Annotated in this window: 12 protein-coding genes; 5 read left to right on the forward strand and 7 right to left on the reverse strand. The window is 68.4% G+C overall.

What is annotated here, in order from left to right; translation table 11 throughout:
- Window positions 1-27: 27 nt before the first annotated feature.
- A complete protein-coding gene (gene cydB / locus ACZ6C1_RS13880) occupies window positions 28-1,032 on the reverse strand; it encodes a cytochrome d ubiquinol oxidase subunit II (protein WP_469240645.1) in 1,005 nt (334 codons plus the stop codon).
- 16 nt (window positions 1,033-1,048) lie between these two features.
- Window positions 1,049-2,575, reverse strand: a complete 1,527-nt coding sequence (locus ACZ6C1_RS13885; RefSeq protein ID WP_469240646.1) for a cytochrome ubiquinol oxidase subunit I — start codon at window positions 2,573-2,575, stop codon at window positions 1,049-1,051.
- A 198-nt stretch (window positions 2,576-2,773) separates the two neighbouring features.
- Between ACZ6C1_RS13885 and ACZ6C1_RS13890 the strand changes: the two genes are divergently transcribed.
- The gene (locus ACZ6C1_RS13890) at window positions 2,774-3,145 is read left to right on the forward strand and encodes a cyclophilin-like fold protein (RefSeq protein ID WP_469240648.1); all 372 of its coding nucleotides are present in this window, start codon (window positions 2,774-2,776) and stop codon (window positions 3,143-3,145) included.
- Between the two features lie 163 nt (window positions 3,146-3,308).
- Here ACZ6C1_RS13890 and hisC read toward each other — a convergent pair whose 3' ends face one another.
- Window positions 3,309-4,391, reverse strand: a complete 1,083-nt coding sequence (hisC, locus tag ACZ6C1_RS13895) for a histidinol-phosphate transaminase (protein ID WP_469240650.1) — start codon at window positions 4,389-4,391, stop codon at window positions 3,309-3,311.
- A gap of 579 nt (window positions 4,392-4,970) precedes the next feature.
- On the opposite strand from hisC, the gene ACZ6C1_RS13900 reads away from it, so the two are divergent.
- The 3 genes from ACZ6C1_RS13900 to ACZ6C1_RS13910 all read left to right on the forward strand — a co-directional run bounded on the left by ACZ6C1_RS13900 (window position 4,971) and on the right by ACZ6C1_RS13910 (window position 8,380).
- The gene (locus tag ACZ6C1_RS13900) at window positions 4,971-6,077 is read left to right on the forward strand and encodes a LacI family DNA-binding transcriptional regulator (protein WP_469240652.1); all 1,107 of its coding nucleotides are present in this window, start codon (window positions 4,971-4,973) and stop codon (window positions 6,075-6,077) included.
- A 232-nt stretch (window positions 6,078-6,309) separates the two neighbouring features.
- A complete protein-coding gene (locus ACZ6C1_RS13905) occupies window positions 6,310-7,395 on the forward strand; it encodes a metallophosphoesterase (RefSeq protein WP_469240654.1) in 1,086 nt (361 codons plus the stop codon).
- 160 nt (window positions 7,396-7,555) lie between these two features.
- A complete protein-coding gene (locus ACZ6C1_RS13910) occupies window positions 7,556-8,380 on the forward strand; it encodes a hypothetical protein (protein WP_469240656.1) in 825 nt (274 codons plus the stop codon).
- Between the two features lie 112 nt (window positions 8,381-8,492).
- Here the strand turns inward: ACZ6C1_RS13910 and thiC are convergent, their stop codons facing one another.
- The gene (gene thiC, locus ACZ6C1_RS13915) at window positions 8,493-10,274 is read right to left on the reverse strand and encodes a phosphomethylpyrimidine synthase ThiC (protein ID WP_469240658.1); all 1,782 of its coding nucleotides are present in this window, start codon (window positions 10,272-10,274) and stop codon (window positions 8,493-8,495) included.
- A 199-nt stretch (window positions 10,275-10,473) separates the two neighbouring features.
- Here thiC and ACZ6C1_RS13920 point away from each other — a divergent pair, with 199 nt between their 5' ends.
- The gene (locus ACZ6C1_RS13920; RefSeq protein WP_469240660.1) at window positions 10,474-11,808 is read left to right on the forward strand and encodes a YibE/F family protein; all 1,335 of its coding nucleotides are present in this window, start codon (window positions 10,474-10,476) and stop codon (window positions 11,806-11,808) included.
- A gap of 157 nt (window positions 11,809-11,965) precedes the next feature.
- On the opposite strand, the gene ACZ6C1_RS13925 is transcribed toward ACZ6C1_RS13920, so the two are convergent.
- The 3 genes from ACZ6C1_RS13925 to ACZ6C1_RS13935 form a co-directional block, all read right to left on the reverse strand.
- Window positions 11,966-12,400, reverse strand: coding sequence for an SsgA family sporulation/cell division regulator (locus tag ACZ6C1_RS13925; protein WP_469241213.1), 435 nt, complete (start codon window positions 12,398-12,400; stop codon window positions 11,966-11,968).
- 149 nt (window positions 12,401-12,549) lie between these two features.
- Entirely contained in the window at window positions 12,550-13,284 is a 735-nt protein-coding gene (locus tag ACZ6C1_RS13930; protein WP_469241215.1) for an IclR family transcriptional regulator, read from the reverse strand.
- 359 nt (window positions 13,285-13,643) lie between these two features.
- Window positions 13,644-13,865 carry a DUF5326 family protein gene (locus ACZ6C1_RS13935; RefSeq protein ID WP_469240662.1) on the reverse strand — a complete coding sequence of 74 codons (222 nt, stop codon included), beginning with the start codon at window positions 13,863-13,865 and terminating at the stop codon, window positions 13,644-13,646.
- Between the last annotated feature and the right edge of the window lie 10 nt (window positions 13,866-13,875).

Consider the following 13,875-nt stretch of genomic DNA (forward strand, 5'->3'; position numbering starts at 1 on the left):
TGAGCTGGTGAGCGCCCTACTGGTGAGCTAGTGAGCGGCGTCAGCGATGTGCTGCGTACCGATCCGCTTGCGGAACACCCAGTACGTCCAGCCCTGGTAGAGCATCACCAGCGGAGCGGCAATCGCCGCACACCAGGTCATGATCTTCAGGGTGTACGGGCTGGACGCCGAGTTGGTGACGGTCAGGCTCCAGGCCGGGTCCAGCGAAGACGGCATGACATTCGGGAAGAGCGTCAGGAACAGCATCGCCACCGCGGCCGCGATCGTGACACCCGACAACGCGAACGACCATCCTTCGCGCCCCGCCTTGATCGCGCCGACCGCTCCGACCAGAGCCACAGCGGCGACGGCCATGGCGACCAGGCTCGCCCCATCACCCCGCGACACCTGGAGCCACCCGAGGAACCCGAGGGACAGCACCACGGTGACCAGTCCCAGCGTCAGCGCCAGCTTCCGCGCCCGTACCCGGATGTCCCCCACCGTCTTCAGCGCGGTGAACACCGTCCCGTGGAAGGTGAACAGGGTCAGCGTCACCAGCCCGCCGAGCAGCGCGAAGGGGTTGAGCAGGTCGGCCATCGTGCCCACGTACTCCTTGGTCGCGTCGATCCGCAGGCCCCGCACGATGTTGGCGAAGGCGACACCCCACAGGAACGCGGGGATCAGCGACGTCCAGAAGATGGCCTGCTCCCAGTTGTGCTGCCACTTCTCCTCGGGCCGCTTGGCCCGGTACTCGAAGGCGACGCCCCGCACGATCAGGCAGACCAGGATGACCAGCAGCGGCAGGTAGAAGCCGGAGAAGAGGGTGGCGTACCAGTCGGGGAAGGCCGCGAAGGTGGCCCCGCCGGCCGTGAGCAGCCACACCTCGTTGCCGTCCCAGACGGGTCCGATGGTGTTGATCAGCACCCGCTTCTCGACCCGGTTGCGGGCGAGCAGCTTGGTCAGGACGCCGACGCCGAAGTCGAAGCCCTCCAGGAAGAAGTAGCCGGTCCACAGGACGGCGATGACGACGAACCAGATGTCGTGAAGTTCCATGCCTCAGCTCCAGTCCTCAGTACGAAAAGGCCATCGGCCGGTCGACTTCACGTTCGGGGTTGTGCGGATCCCGGTCGTGGCCGCCGATCTTGGTGGGCGGGTTGAGGTCGGACTCCGTCAGCTCGGGCGGCCCGGCCTTCACGTACTTCACGAGCAGCTTGACCTCGATCACGGCGAGCACCGCGTAGAGGGCCGTGAAGACGACCATGGAGGTGATCACCTCGGCCTGGGAGACACCGGGCGAGACCGCGTCGCGGGTGCGCAGCACGCCGTAGACCACCCAGGGCTGGCGGCCCATCTCGGTGAAGATCCAGCCCCACGAGTTCGCGATGAGCGGGAAGGCCAGCGTCCAGAGCGCGACCAGCCAGTACAGCTTGGTCAGCTTCGGGCTGAGCGGCTTCTTGAACAGCACCAGGTTGGGCACCTCGTCGTCCCCCACCCGCAGCCGCGCGGGCAGCAGGAACCGCTTCCGGGTGAGCCAGAGCCCGAGCAGGCCGAGCGAGAACGACGCCATGCCGAAGCCGATCATCCACCGGAATCCCCAGTACGCGACGGGGATGTTGGGCCGGTAGTCACCGGGGCCGTACTTCTCCTGGAGGGCCTTGTTGGTGTCGTTGATGCCGGGGACGTACGACTCGAAGTCGCTGTGCGCGAGGAAGGAGAGCAGTCCGGGGATCTCCACCGCGACCTTGTTGTGGCCCTTGTCCACGTCACCCACGGCGAAGACCGAGAACGGAGCCGGCTTCTCGCCCTCCCACAGCGCCTCGGCCGCGGCCATCTTCATCGGCTGCTGCTCGTACATGACCTTGCCGAGGAAGTCACCGCTGATCGCGGTGAACATGCCGCCGATCACCACGGTGACCAGACCCAGTCGCAGCGAGGTCTTCATCACCGGAATGTGCTTCTTGCGCGCCAGGTGGAAGGCGGCGATACCGACCATGAACGCACCACCCGTGAGGAAGGCGGCGGACATGGTGTGGAAGACCTGGGTCAGCGTCGTGTTCTGGGTGAGCACGAGCCAGAAGTCGGTGAGCTCGGCACGGCCGGTAGCAGCGTTGATCTTGTAACCGACCGGGTGCTGCATCCAGGAGTTGGCCGCCAGGATGAAGTACGCCGACAGGACGGTGCCGATCGACACCATCCATATGCACGCCAGGTGGATCTTCTTCGGCAGCTTGTCCCAGCCGAAGATCCACAGGCCGATGAAGGTCGACTCGAAGAAGAACGCGATCAGTGCCTCGAAGGCGAGCGGCGCTCCGAAGACGTCACCGACGAAGCGCGAGTAGTCGGACCAGTTCATGCCGAACTGGAACTCCTGCACGATGCCGGTGACCACGCCCATCGCGATGTTGATGAGGAACAGCTTTCCCCAGAACTTCGTCGCCCTGAGGTACTTCTCCTTCTCGGTCCGCACCCATGCCGTCTGGAGACCGGCGGTGAGTGCGGCGAGGGAGATCGTCAGGGGTACGAAGAGGAAGTGGTAGACGGTGGTGATACCGAACTGCCATCTCGCCAGCGTCTCTGGCGCCAGAGCCAGGTCCACGTCAGCTTCTCCTTACGGCCTACGTCCTACGGTCCGGACGTCGTTGCGTCGCCTCGCCGATTCCGGTGGATCTTGGGAGGAACCAGGCGCGCTTGTGAATGCGTTCACAATCACAAGCTATTATGACTCAAACGAAATCCGTACCGGAAGGCGGGGGGCCTCTTCCGCGAAACTTCAACATCTTGTTGAATTTCGCACATGCAGATTCGTATCTCCTGGCCCGCGGGCCATGTCACCGCGACCCTCGACGAAACCCCCACCAGCAAGGCGCTCACGGGGGTTCTGCCGATCAGCTCCACCGCCCACACCTGGGGCGAGGAGGTCTACTTCGAGACACCCGCCTCCCCCGCCCTGGAGGCCGACGCCCAGCAGGTGGTCGAGCCCGGCACGGTCGCCTTCTGGACCGAGGGCGCCGCACTGGCCCTCCCGTACGGCCCCACGCCGATCTCCCGAGGCGACGAATGCCGCCTCGCGAGCCCCTGCAACGTCCTCGGCCGCCTCGACGGCGACCCCCGCGTCCTCGCCACGGTCCGCCCGGGCGACCCGATCCGCGTCGAACCGGCCTCCTGAACGTCACGGTCGGCCGGCTGGGCCCGAACCGTCCCGTCCCGGGTGAACCACCCCGGGCCGACGGGCCCCAGCCGCACCGGCCGGCCCGGGCGCGGTCCGAACGCCCTGGCCGGCCCGGGCGCGGTCCTCACCGCACCGGCCGGCCCGGGCGCGGTCCGACCGGCTAGAACCGCTCCTTGCGGAAGGCTTCGGCAGCCCGCAGGAAGATGTCGTTCCCCTCGCTCTCGCCGATGGTGACCCGCACGCCCTCGCCCGCGAACGCCCGCACGACCACGCCCGCCTGTTCGCACGCGGCCGCGAAGTCCACGGTGAGGTCCCCCAGCCGCAGCCAGACGAAGTTGGCCTGCGTCTCCGGCACGGTCCAGCCCTGGTCGACGAGCCCCTCGTACACCCGCTTCCGCTCGCACACCAGCGACCCCACCCGCCCCAGCAGCTCGTCCTCCGCACGCAGCGAGGCCACCGCCGCGTCCTGGGCGAGCTGGCTGACGCCGAACGGAACGGCGGTCTTGCGCAGCGCCGCGGCCACCGGGTCGTGCGCGACCGCGAAGCCGACCCGCAGCCCGGCCAGCCCGTACGCCTTGGAGAACGTGCGCAGGACGGCCACATTGGGGCGCTCGCGGTAGATCTCCACACCGTCCGGCACTTCGGCGTCCCGGATGAACTCGCGGTACGCCTCGTCCAGGACGACCAGCACATCGGACGGCACCCGGTCCAGGAACCGCTCCAGCTCGGCCCGGCGCACCACCGTGCCGGTGGGGTTGTTCGGGTTGCAGACGAAGATCAGCCGTGTCCGGTCGGTGATCGCGTCGGCCATCGCGTCCAGGTCGTGGACGTCACCCGGGGTGAGCGGCACCTGCACCGGCGTCGCACCGCTGACCTGCGTGATGATCGGGTACGCCTCGAAGGACCGCCAGGCGTAGATGACCTCGTCGCCGGGTCCGGCGGTGGCCTGGACGAGCTGCTGGGCCACGCCCACCGACCCCGTCCCGGTGGCCAGGTGCGACACGGGCACCCCGAAACGCTCGGCGAGCTCGTTCATCAGCCCCGTGCACGCCATGTCGGGGTAGCGGTTGAACGAGGCCGCCGCGGCCAGCGCGCTCTCCATCACCCCGGGCAGCGGCGGGTACGGGTTCTCGTTGGAGGACAGCTTGTACGCGACCGGCCCCTCGGACGCGGCGGGCTTGCCCGGCTTGTAGGTGGGGATGCCGCCCAGCACGGCGCGCAGCTTCGGGCTCGTCTCGCTCACTCTGGTCCTCCTTGACCGTACGTACCACCAATACTGCTCACCATATGAGGATTCCGCCGCGCTGCGAATGGCCGATTTCCAGCCCGGCCTCCGCGGACCTCCGGAAGCCTTCCGGAAGCCCCGCGGGACTCCTGCCACGCCCCACCCGGGTCGATCCCCGCAAAGCACCCGCAAACACCCACCGGGCACCTGCCAGGTGCCCCCGGGCAGCCACCGTGGCGCCACCCGGGCACCCACCGGACCACGGCCGCGCAAAGCCTCCGCGCACCCTGCGCGCAGCCGCCGTGCGCCGCACACACCACCGGCGTGACGGCAGGGGGGGAGCGCTCCCCCTGGTGCCGTGCGCCCATGGCTCGCGCCGTGGCGCGCGTCCCCCGTAGAGGTGAGTTGAGACCTCATCGAGACATCGTCCATTTGGCAGGCTCATGCGCGCCGACAACTCGAGGCACCACAAAAAATGCCCCAACTACCTTGCATTTCCAGGCCATTGGGGGGTGGCGACCGTGCAGAAACGTGCCTGTCAACGAGTGAATATGCGAACGGCCCAACCGCCCGGCCTCGCCCTACTATCGGCTCGCCATGACAGCAGCAGGGAAGCACCAGGTGAGCCGGGCACAGACCCGGGGAAGCCGGCAAGGGCGAGCGGGCATCCGGGACGTGGCCGCCGCAGCCGGGGTCTCCATCACGACTGTCTCCGACGCGCTCAACGGCAAGGGCCGGCTCCCGGACGCCACCCGCCGCCATGTCCGCGAGGTCGCCGACCGGCTGGGCTATCGCCCCTCCGCCGCGGCCCGCACGCTCCGTACCGGCAAGTCCGGCCTCATCGGCCTGACCGTGACGACCTACGGGGATGAACCTTTCACCTTCACCGAATTCGCGTACTTCGCCGAGATGGCCAGGGCCGCCACCTCCGCCGCGCTCGCCCGCGGCTACGCCCTGGTCATCCTGCCCGCCACCTCCCGCCATGACGTCTGGTCGAACGTCGCCCTCGACGGCACCGTCGTCATCGACCCCTCCGACCACGACCCGGTCGTCACCGAACTCGTCCGCCAAGGCCTGCCCGTCGTCTCCGACGGCCGCCCGGCCGGCACCCTGCCGGTCACCGCCTGGGTCGACAACGACCATGAAGCCGCCGTCCTCGACCTGCTGGACCATCTCGCCGCCGCCGGCGCCCGCCGGATCGGTCTCCTCACCGGCACCAGCACCGACACGTACACGCGTCTGTCCACCACGGCGTACCTGAACTGGTGCGAGCGTGTCGGACAGGACCCGGTCTACGAGGCCTACCCGGCCCACGACCCGTGCGCCGGTGCGGTGGCCGCCGACCGCCTGCTCGCGCGCCCCGACCGCCCCGACGCCGTGTACGGGCTGTTCGACCCCAACGGCACCGACCTGCTGGCGGCGGCGCGGCGCTACGGGCTGCGCGTACCGGACGATCTGCTGCTGGTCTGCTGCAGCGAGTCGACCGTCTACGCCGCCACCGAACCGCCCATCACCACCCTCTCCCTCAAACCCCGCCGGATCGGCACCGCCGTCGTCCAGTTGCTCATCGACGCCATCGAGGGAATCGACACCGACCGGCCCGTCGAACAGGTGATACCGACCGAGCTGATCGTCCGGACGTCCTCCCAGCGACGGCCCCCGCGGACGACGATCAGCCCGCCACGGTCCCCGTCACAGGAATGACCCGCACGTGGCGCCCGGAAACGACCGGGGCCACCCACCGGTCGCGGCCGAGGGCAAACTTCCCCAATTGGGGGTGAATCGGCCGGTGAACCCGGGGCGCACCCGGATTCACCACCCCTGGTGCGTCACACAGCACAACGCTCATTCCTATGATGGGCGGACGACACCGCGGACCGCCCCGACCAGGCCGGTCCGCCAGGTGTAGGGCGTCGCGACGGTGGTGGAGGGGTCGATGACTCAGGGGGCCGGTCAGGGACCCGTGGTGCGGACGGCGACGTTGCGCGACTTCCGCGTACCGCCGTACGCCCAGGTACCCGTGCAGGGTCGTGCCGCTCACCCGGGCAACGCGTTCCCGGAGGGTGAGCTGCCGGAGGGGTACACGCCGACCGAGCGCGACCTCCCGGTGATCAATCGCGGTGACACCGTCCAGGTGTCCGTCGCCCCGGAAGCGGTCCCGGTCGAGGCCGCGGCTGCTCCGGCACCCGCCGCGGAGAGCGGTCCCGGTCCGCTGTACGTGGTGGGTGACGTCCACGGGTACCTCGACGAGCTCCTCGCCGCCCTGCACCAGCAAGGTCTCATCGACGCCGACGGGCACTGGGCGGCGGGCAACGCGCGACTGTGGTTCCTCGGCGACTTCACCGACCGCGGGCCGGACGGCATCGGCGTCATCGACCTCGTGATGCGGCTCTCCGCCGAGGCCGCCGCCGCCGGCGGCTACTGCAAGGCCCTGATGGGCAACCACGAGCTGCTGCTGATCGGCGCCAAACGGTTCGCGGACACTCCCGTCAACTCCGGTGCGGGAACCGCCACCTTCCAGGCCGCCTGGCTGCTCAACGGCGGCCAGAAGAGCGACATGGACCGTCTCCAGGACGTCCACCTCCAGTGGATGTCGCGCCTCGACGCCGTGGTGGAGGAGGACGGGCACCTGCTGGTGCACTCCGACACCACCGCCTACCTGGAGTACGGGTCCACCATCGAGGACGTCAACGACACCGTCCACGAGATCCTCACCCGCAACGACGCCGACGAGTGCTGGGACCTGTTCCGCAAACTGACCAAGCGCTTCGCCTTCCGGGACGAGTCGGGGCCCACGGCCGTACAGGAACTGCTGGCGGCCTACGGCGGCGAGCGCATCGTCCACGGCCACAGCCCGATTCCGTATCTCCTCGGCGAAGTGGGCTCCGAGGACGGCGAGGACGGCAGCGGCCCGACGGTCGAAGGACCGCATGTGTACGCGGACGGCCTGGCGATCGCCATGGACGGCGGTGTGACCATGGCCGGAAAGCTGCTGGTCGTACAGCTCCCCCTGCCCAACTGAGCCATGACGCAGCGCAGTCGGCCAGGGCGATTTCCGGAAATCCTCTGTCACCCCTTGCCGTAACCGCTCTACCATCGGTATTTCCGTAGCAGGCTCTCCTCCGTTTCTGCCCGACTGCCCGTTCTACGCGGGCAAACAGGGCTCTACGGAGCATCGGGGGATGCACATGAAAAGCGCTCCGCACCTGCTGACCGAGGACCGCGCCGAGTATGAGCGCGTCCTCGACGACGCGCTGCGCACCGCTCACGACCGTCCGGATCTCGCCGGGATCGGGCAGCGGCTCAATACCGAGCAGCTGCGCACCATGGCCCTGAACGCCACCGCGCTGATATCCGCTGCGGCCGCCGCCGAGTACGACCACTTCGTCAAGGTCCGTGAGGAGTCACGTACAGCCGGCGGAGTGTCCGCCATCGATTCCGTCCTGGCGTCGGAGGGTGACGAGGCCCAGACGGGACCGGGCGCCGGGGTCGGTGTCATCGTCACCGTGCTGGCACCGGTCCTCGCCGGGACCGCAGCGGTCATCTTCCTGCTGGTCGGCTATGTCCTGAAGATGCTCGACCCGGCCCCGGCCTTCGCGGATTCGCTGCTGGCGGCGGGCTGGTTCTTCGGAGCCGTGACGGCGGCCGGCATCCTGGCCGCCGCGATCGGTCTGCTGATCACGGCGCTGCGCAACAGCTCCACACAGGTACCGGCTCAGGAGCCGGGCGGGGAGTTGCCCGACGAGGTCGCCCGCGCCAGGGAGGCATGGCGGCACGCCTTGCTGGAGCGGGGGATCCTTCCGTTCCTGCGGGACGCACTGGCGGACCCCAGTGCGGACCCCCTCTCGGGGGTGCCTCCACGCCACGTTGGCCGGATTCCGAAGGTGGGCTACAGCGGCCCGGAGTTCTCCAGCCCCAGCGAGGGCGGTAACGGCCCCCGTCCGACATTCACCAGCCCGGACTTCACCAGCCCCGACTTCGGCGGCCCGGAACACCAGCCCGACTGATCAGGGACCGCGCCCTGAGCCGGCGAGCGCCTGTTTCACGTGAAACGAACAGTTGTTTCACGTGAAACAGACAGGTGCTTCCCGGCGGACAGGCAGTCCTCCCCGGGGGATATCAGTCCGCCAGGGGCAGGTAGACCCGGTTGCCGGCCGCGGCGAACTCCTTGGACTTCTCCGCCATCCCGGCTTCGATCTCCGTCTCCTTCAGATCACCGCCGTGCTCACGCCGGATGTCCTGGGAGATCTTCATCGAGCAGAACTTCGGCCCGCACATGGAGCAGAAGTGCGCGGTCTTGGCCGGCTCGGCAGGCAGCGTCTCATCGTGGAACTCCCGTGCCGTGTCCGGGTCGAGGGCCAGGTTGAACTGGTCCTCCCACCGGAACTCGAACCGGGCGTCCGACAGCGCGTCGTCCCACTCCTGCGCGCCCGGGTGGCCCTTGGCGAGGTCGGCGGCGTGCGCGGCGATCTTGTAGGTGATGACGCCGGTCTTCACATCGTCGCGGTTCGGCAGGCCCAGGTGCTCCTTGGGCGTGACGTAGCAGAGCATCGCGGTGCCCCACCAGGCGATCATCGCCGCGCCGATACCGGAGGTGATGTGGTCGTAGGCCGGGGCCACATCGGTGGTCAGCGGGCCGAGCGTGTAGAACGGCGCCTCCTCGCAGATCTCCTGCTGGAGGTCGATGTTCTCCTTGATCTTGTGCATCGGGACGTGGCCGGGGCCCTCGATCATCGTCTGTACGTTGTGCCGCTTGGCGATCTGGTTCAGCTCGCCCAGCGTGCGCAGCTCCGCGAACTGCGCCTCGTCGTTGGCGTCCGCGATGGAGCCGGGACGCAGGCCGTCGCCGAGCGAGTAGGTGACGTCGTACGCGGCGAGGATCTCGCAGAGCTCCTCGAAGTTCTCGTACAGGAACGACTCCTTGTGGTGCGCGAGGCACCACGCGGCCATGATCGAGCCGCCGCGCGAGACGATGCCGGTCTTGCGGCGCGCGGTCAGCGGAACGTACCGCAGCAGCACACCGGCGTGGACCGTCATGTAGTCGACGCCCTGCTCGGCCTGCTCGATGACCGTGTCCTTGTAGATCTCCCAGGTCAGCTCCTCGGCCTTGCCGTCGACCTTCTCCAGGGCCTGGTAGAGCGGCACGGTGCCGATCGGCACGGGGGAGTTGCGCAGCACCCATTCGCGGGTGGTGTGGATGTTGCGGCCGGTGGAGAGGTCCATGACCGTGTCGGCGCCCCAGCGGGTGGCCCAGGTCATCTTCTCCACCTCCTCCTCGATGGAGGAGGTGACCGCCGAGTTGCCGATGTTGGCGTTGACCTTCACCAGGAACCGCTTGCCGATGATCATCGGCTCGATCTCCGGGTGGTTGACGTTGGCGGGCAGGACCGCGCGTCCGGCCGCGATCTCCTCGCGTACGACCTCGGGGGATACGTTCTCGCGGAGCGCGACGTACTCCATCTCCGGCGTGATCTCGCCCCGGCGGGCGTACGCGAGCTGCGTCACCGCCTGGCCGCCGCGGCCGCGGCGGGGCTGGCGCGGACGGCCGGGGAAGACGGCGTCGAGGTTGCGCAGTCCGCCGCGCGGAGAGGTGTGCTTGATCCCGTCGTCCTCGGGGCGGGCGGGCCGGCCCGCGTACTCCTCGGTGTCCCCGCGGCCGATGATCCAGTTCTCCCGCAGCGGCGGCAGTCCACGGCGTACATCGGTCTCGACGTTCGGATCGGTGTACGGCCCCGACGTGTCGTACAGCGTCACGTCCTTGCCGTTGGTGAGGTGCACCTTGCGGACCGGCACCCTGAGGTCGGGGCGCGAGCCCTCGATGTACCCCTTGTGCCAGCCGATGGACTTCCCGGCCTCGTCGTTCTGGTCCGAGGCAGGCGTGCGTGCGTCCTGAACGGTCATCGTGACCTACTCCCTACGCCGGCATTACCCGGTAACAGGTTCGGCGGTCGACGCAGCGGTCTCCGTACCCCTCGTACGGATGTCAGCGCCCTCTCAGCCCGGTGCTCCGAGCTCCCGCGTGTGCAAAGGTGCCACCACGCTAGCGCCACCCCGGCCACGCTGAACAGGGGGCCCCGGTCGTTCTTGCGATGATCGGTCGGTGACTTCTTCGCAGCAGTCCCCCGAACCGACCGGACAGGCACATGGTCATACGCACAGTCATGTCCACAGCCACGGCCCCGTCGCGCCCGTCTCCAAGCACCTGCGCAAGGTCATCGCCGCGGTACTGATCCCCTTCGCGACGGCCGTGCTGGTGGGTCTCGTCGTGCTCTGGCCTGGCGGCGCCCCGGAACACGAGCGCACGGGTGTCGGCTTCGACCGGCAGACCGAGCAGGGCACGGTGGTGCGGGTCGACAAGGTGGACTGCAAGGACGTGAACGCCGCGCAGGTCCCGCCCACCGGTGACACCACGACGCCCGAAGGCCGTGAGGCGGTCAACTCCCAGCAGGGAGAGTGCGCCAAGGCCACGGTCGAGGTGACGACCGGCAAGGACAAGGGCCGGAAGTTCGTCGAGATCGTGCAGCCGGACGCCCCTCGCCAACTGGAGGAGGGCCAGGGAGTGGTGGTGGCCTACGCCCCTGATGCCCCGCGTGATCTCCAGTATTCGGTCACCGACGTGAACCGCAAGGTGCCGATCCTGGTGCTCGCCGGCATCTTCGCGCTCGCGGTGGTGGCGGTGGGCCGGCTGCGTGGCGTGATGGCGCTGATCGCGCTGGCCGCGAGCTTCGCCGTGCTGACCATGTTCATCCTGCCCGCCATCCTCCAGGGTTCGAACCCCCTGGTCGTGGCGGTGGTCGGGGCGAGCGCCATCATGCTGATCGCGCTCTACAGCTGTCATGGCCTGAACGCGCGTACCTCGGTGGCCGTGATCGGCACGCTGATCTCGCTGCTCCTGATCGGGCTGCTCGGCTCGGTGTTCATCGACTGGGCATCACTCACGGGCAACACCGACGACAACACGGGGCTCATCCATGGGCTGTACCCGGAGATCGACATGTCCGGCCTCCTGCTGGCGGGCATCATCATCGGTTCGCTCGGTGTGCTGGACGACGTGACGGTGACCCAGACGTCGGCGGTGTGGGAATTGCACCAGGCCGACCCGAAGATGGGGCCACGCGCCCTGTACCGGGCCGGTATCCGCATCGGCCGCGACCACATCGCCTCGGTGGTGAACACCCTGGTGCTCGCCTACGCGGGTGCGGCCCTGCCCCTGCTGTTGCTGTTCTCGATCGCGCAGAGCAGCGTGGGGACGGTGGCCAACAGTGAACTGGTCGCGGAGGAGATCGTGCGGACCCTGGTGGGCTCGATCGGCCTGGTGGCCTCGGTGCCGGTGACGACCGCGCTGGCCGCCATGGTCGTCTCGGCCGACCGGCCGGGAGCCGAGACGGCAGCGCCGGTACGCGGTGGGGGACGGAGCCGGCGCCGTAAGAAGTAGGCGCGTAAGAAGTAGGCGCGTAAGAAGTGGGCGGCGTCGCAGGAAGGCAGGCGACGTCGTAGGACGGCAGCCGGCGGCACAAGAGGGCAGGCAGCGTCGTAGGAGAGCAGGGGCACATGAGAAGGCGGTCCGCCCGGCGTCCCGGGCGGACCGGCCGTCAGCCGGCGTTCTCCTCGGCGAGGATCCGGCCGAGGGCCTCCTCGAGATGGTCCTCGAAGTCGCCGAGTGTGCGCTCCTGCCCCAACGGCACCAGCTTGTCGGTCCGGTCGAGGAAGGCCACCAGGGGCGGCGCGCTGGAGCGGAACAGCGCACGGTCGGCGCCCACCTGCAGCCGGATGCTGACGTCCGACAGGTCCTCGGGGCCGGTCGGCGTGATGTGCACATCACCGTCCCCGCTCGGCCCATTGATGCCGTCCACCAGCAATTCTCTGCCGAAAGCCCAGGTGACAGGCGCATCGCCGGGCAGGTGGAACGTCATGCGGACCGCGAACGGGTCCCTCGTCTCGTACCCCAGCTCGACCGGAATCCTGAAGGAGAGCTCCTCGGAGACGACGAAGCTCATCAGGACCTCGGCCTGAACCGACTCGCGCATCATGTACCCCGCAGTGGATGAAGCAGTGGTGAACAACGGCTGATGAAGATCGGTGAGGAAAGCGGCTGGAAAATCGGCCAGGAATGATCTGTGCTGGCCTCTTGACGTAATGCTCCTGTACGCACTACAGGATCACAAGGAGTGATTTTTCAGATACTGATAGAGAATGCCAGTGAGCTGAAGAGTTTTCCCACCTCCCCGCGCAGCCGGTCGACCGCCGGCAGCAACCGTCGTTCCTGATGGGAGGGTACGGAAATGGCCATCGTGGCGGCGAGGGAACCCGCCGTCACGGGGATGGCCGCGCAGACCGTGCCGAGCGCGTACTCCTGGCGTTCGACGACCGGCCCCGTGCGTTCCGTGCTGCTGAGGCGTTCCAGCAGCGTCCGTCCGTCGCGGACGGTGTACGGAGTGATGGGCTGCACGGGGTGGCGGTCCAGGTGGTCCAGCCGGGCCTGCTCGTCGAGTTGGCCCAGCAGGCACTGTCCGATGGCGTGGGCGTGGCCCGTCTCCCGGAAGTCGGCCCACTCGTCGACGGCGGGGGCCGTGGGGGTGTCGGAGACCGAGACCAGCTCGATCTCACCGTCCCGGTAGACCGCGAAGTACACCGGAACGCCGATCGTGTCGCGCCAGCGGGCAAGCGAATTCTCGATCTTGCTGCGACGATTCTGCAGAACGCCGCCGCGCGCCAGGCGTGCCGCCGCGTCTCCGAGGACGAACACTCCGTTGTCCCGGCGCAGATAGCCCTCGTGCGTGAGCGTGCGCAGCAGGTGGTAGGCGGTGGGCAGGGGCAGAGCCGTCTCCCGCGCCAGCTGCTTGGCGGGGGCCCCGTCGGCATGGGAGCCCACGGCCTCCAGCAACCTCAGCGCCCGCTGCACGGAGCCGATCAGGGTCGGAGGAGGAGTCGGGGTTCGAGTAGGGGATTGCGGTGCCGTGGCCAAAGGTCACCCCCAGGCGTTTCGCCCCATTCAGTCGTACAAACTGCTGGTAGGGCGTTCGTAAACCCCTGGATTCCAAGGGCAGCGGAGAACCGCCACTCTAATGGCAGCCTCCGTTCGGGGTGAGGTTTCGCCGGGGCCGTTCCCCCGCCCGGGCTAACTGCCGGGCGTATGGCCGGGCACGCGGCCGAGGGGTTCGTACGCCAGTGTCAGAAAAAGGCGATCGGAGTGGCGTCCGGAAAACGGCGTTCGGACAGCGCCCGAACGACCGTGTCCGAACGCCGTGTCCGAACGCCGTCAGGGCACCTCTACCAATCGCCACGGGATGACGACGAGGCCATGAACTTCCGTACGACGTAGATGAGTCCGCCGACGAGCACGGCGAACACGAGCACCTTGAACAACAGCCCGATGACCACGCTGATCACGGTGCCGATGAGACTTCCGAAGACCACCAGGGCGATGACGGGTATGGCGATCCACTTCACCCACCAGGGCATCCCCGCGAGAATGTTCCGAACCGCCGCCATGTGTTCCTAC

Source organism: Streptomyces sp. NPDC041796, from assembly GCF_055590785.1.

Coding starts and splice junctions, on each gene's coding strand:
- ACZ6C1_RS13925 (WP_469241213.1), bottom strand. CDS start 12,400: ATGCGCGAGTCGGTTCAGGCCGAGGTCCTGATGAGCTTCGTCGTCTCC.
- ACZ6C1_RS13890 (WP_469240648.1), top strand. CDS start 2,774: ATGCAGATTCGTATCTCCTGGCCCGCGGGCCATGTCACCGCGACCCTC.
- ACZ6C1_RS13900 (WP_469240652.1), top strand. CDS start 4,971: ATGACAGCAGCAGGGAAGCACCAGGTGAGCCGGGCACAGACCCGGGGA.
- ACZ6C1_RS13910 (WP_469240656.1), top strand. CDS start 7,556: ATGCACATGAAAAGCGCTCCGCACCTGCTGACCGAGGACCGCGCCGAG.
- thiC (WP_469240658.1), bottom strand. CDS start 10,274: ATGACCGTTCAGGACGCACGCACGCCTGCCTCGGACCAGAACGACGAG.
- ACZ6C1_RS13935 (WP_469240662.1), bottom strand. CDS start 13,865: ATGGCGGCGGTTCGGAACATTCTCGCGGGGATGCCCTGGTGGGTGAAG.
- cydB (WP_469240645.1), bottom strand. CDS start 1,032: ATGGAACTTCACGACATCTGGTTCGTCGTCATCGCCGTCCTGTGGACC.
- ACZ6C1_RS13905 (WP_469240654.1), top strand. CDS start 6,310: ATGACTCAGGGGGCCGGTCAGGGACCCGTGGTGCGGACGGCGACGTTG.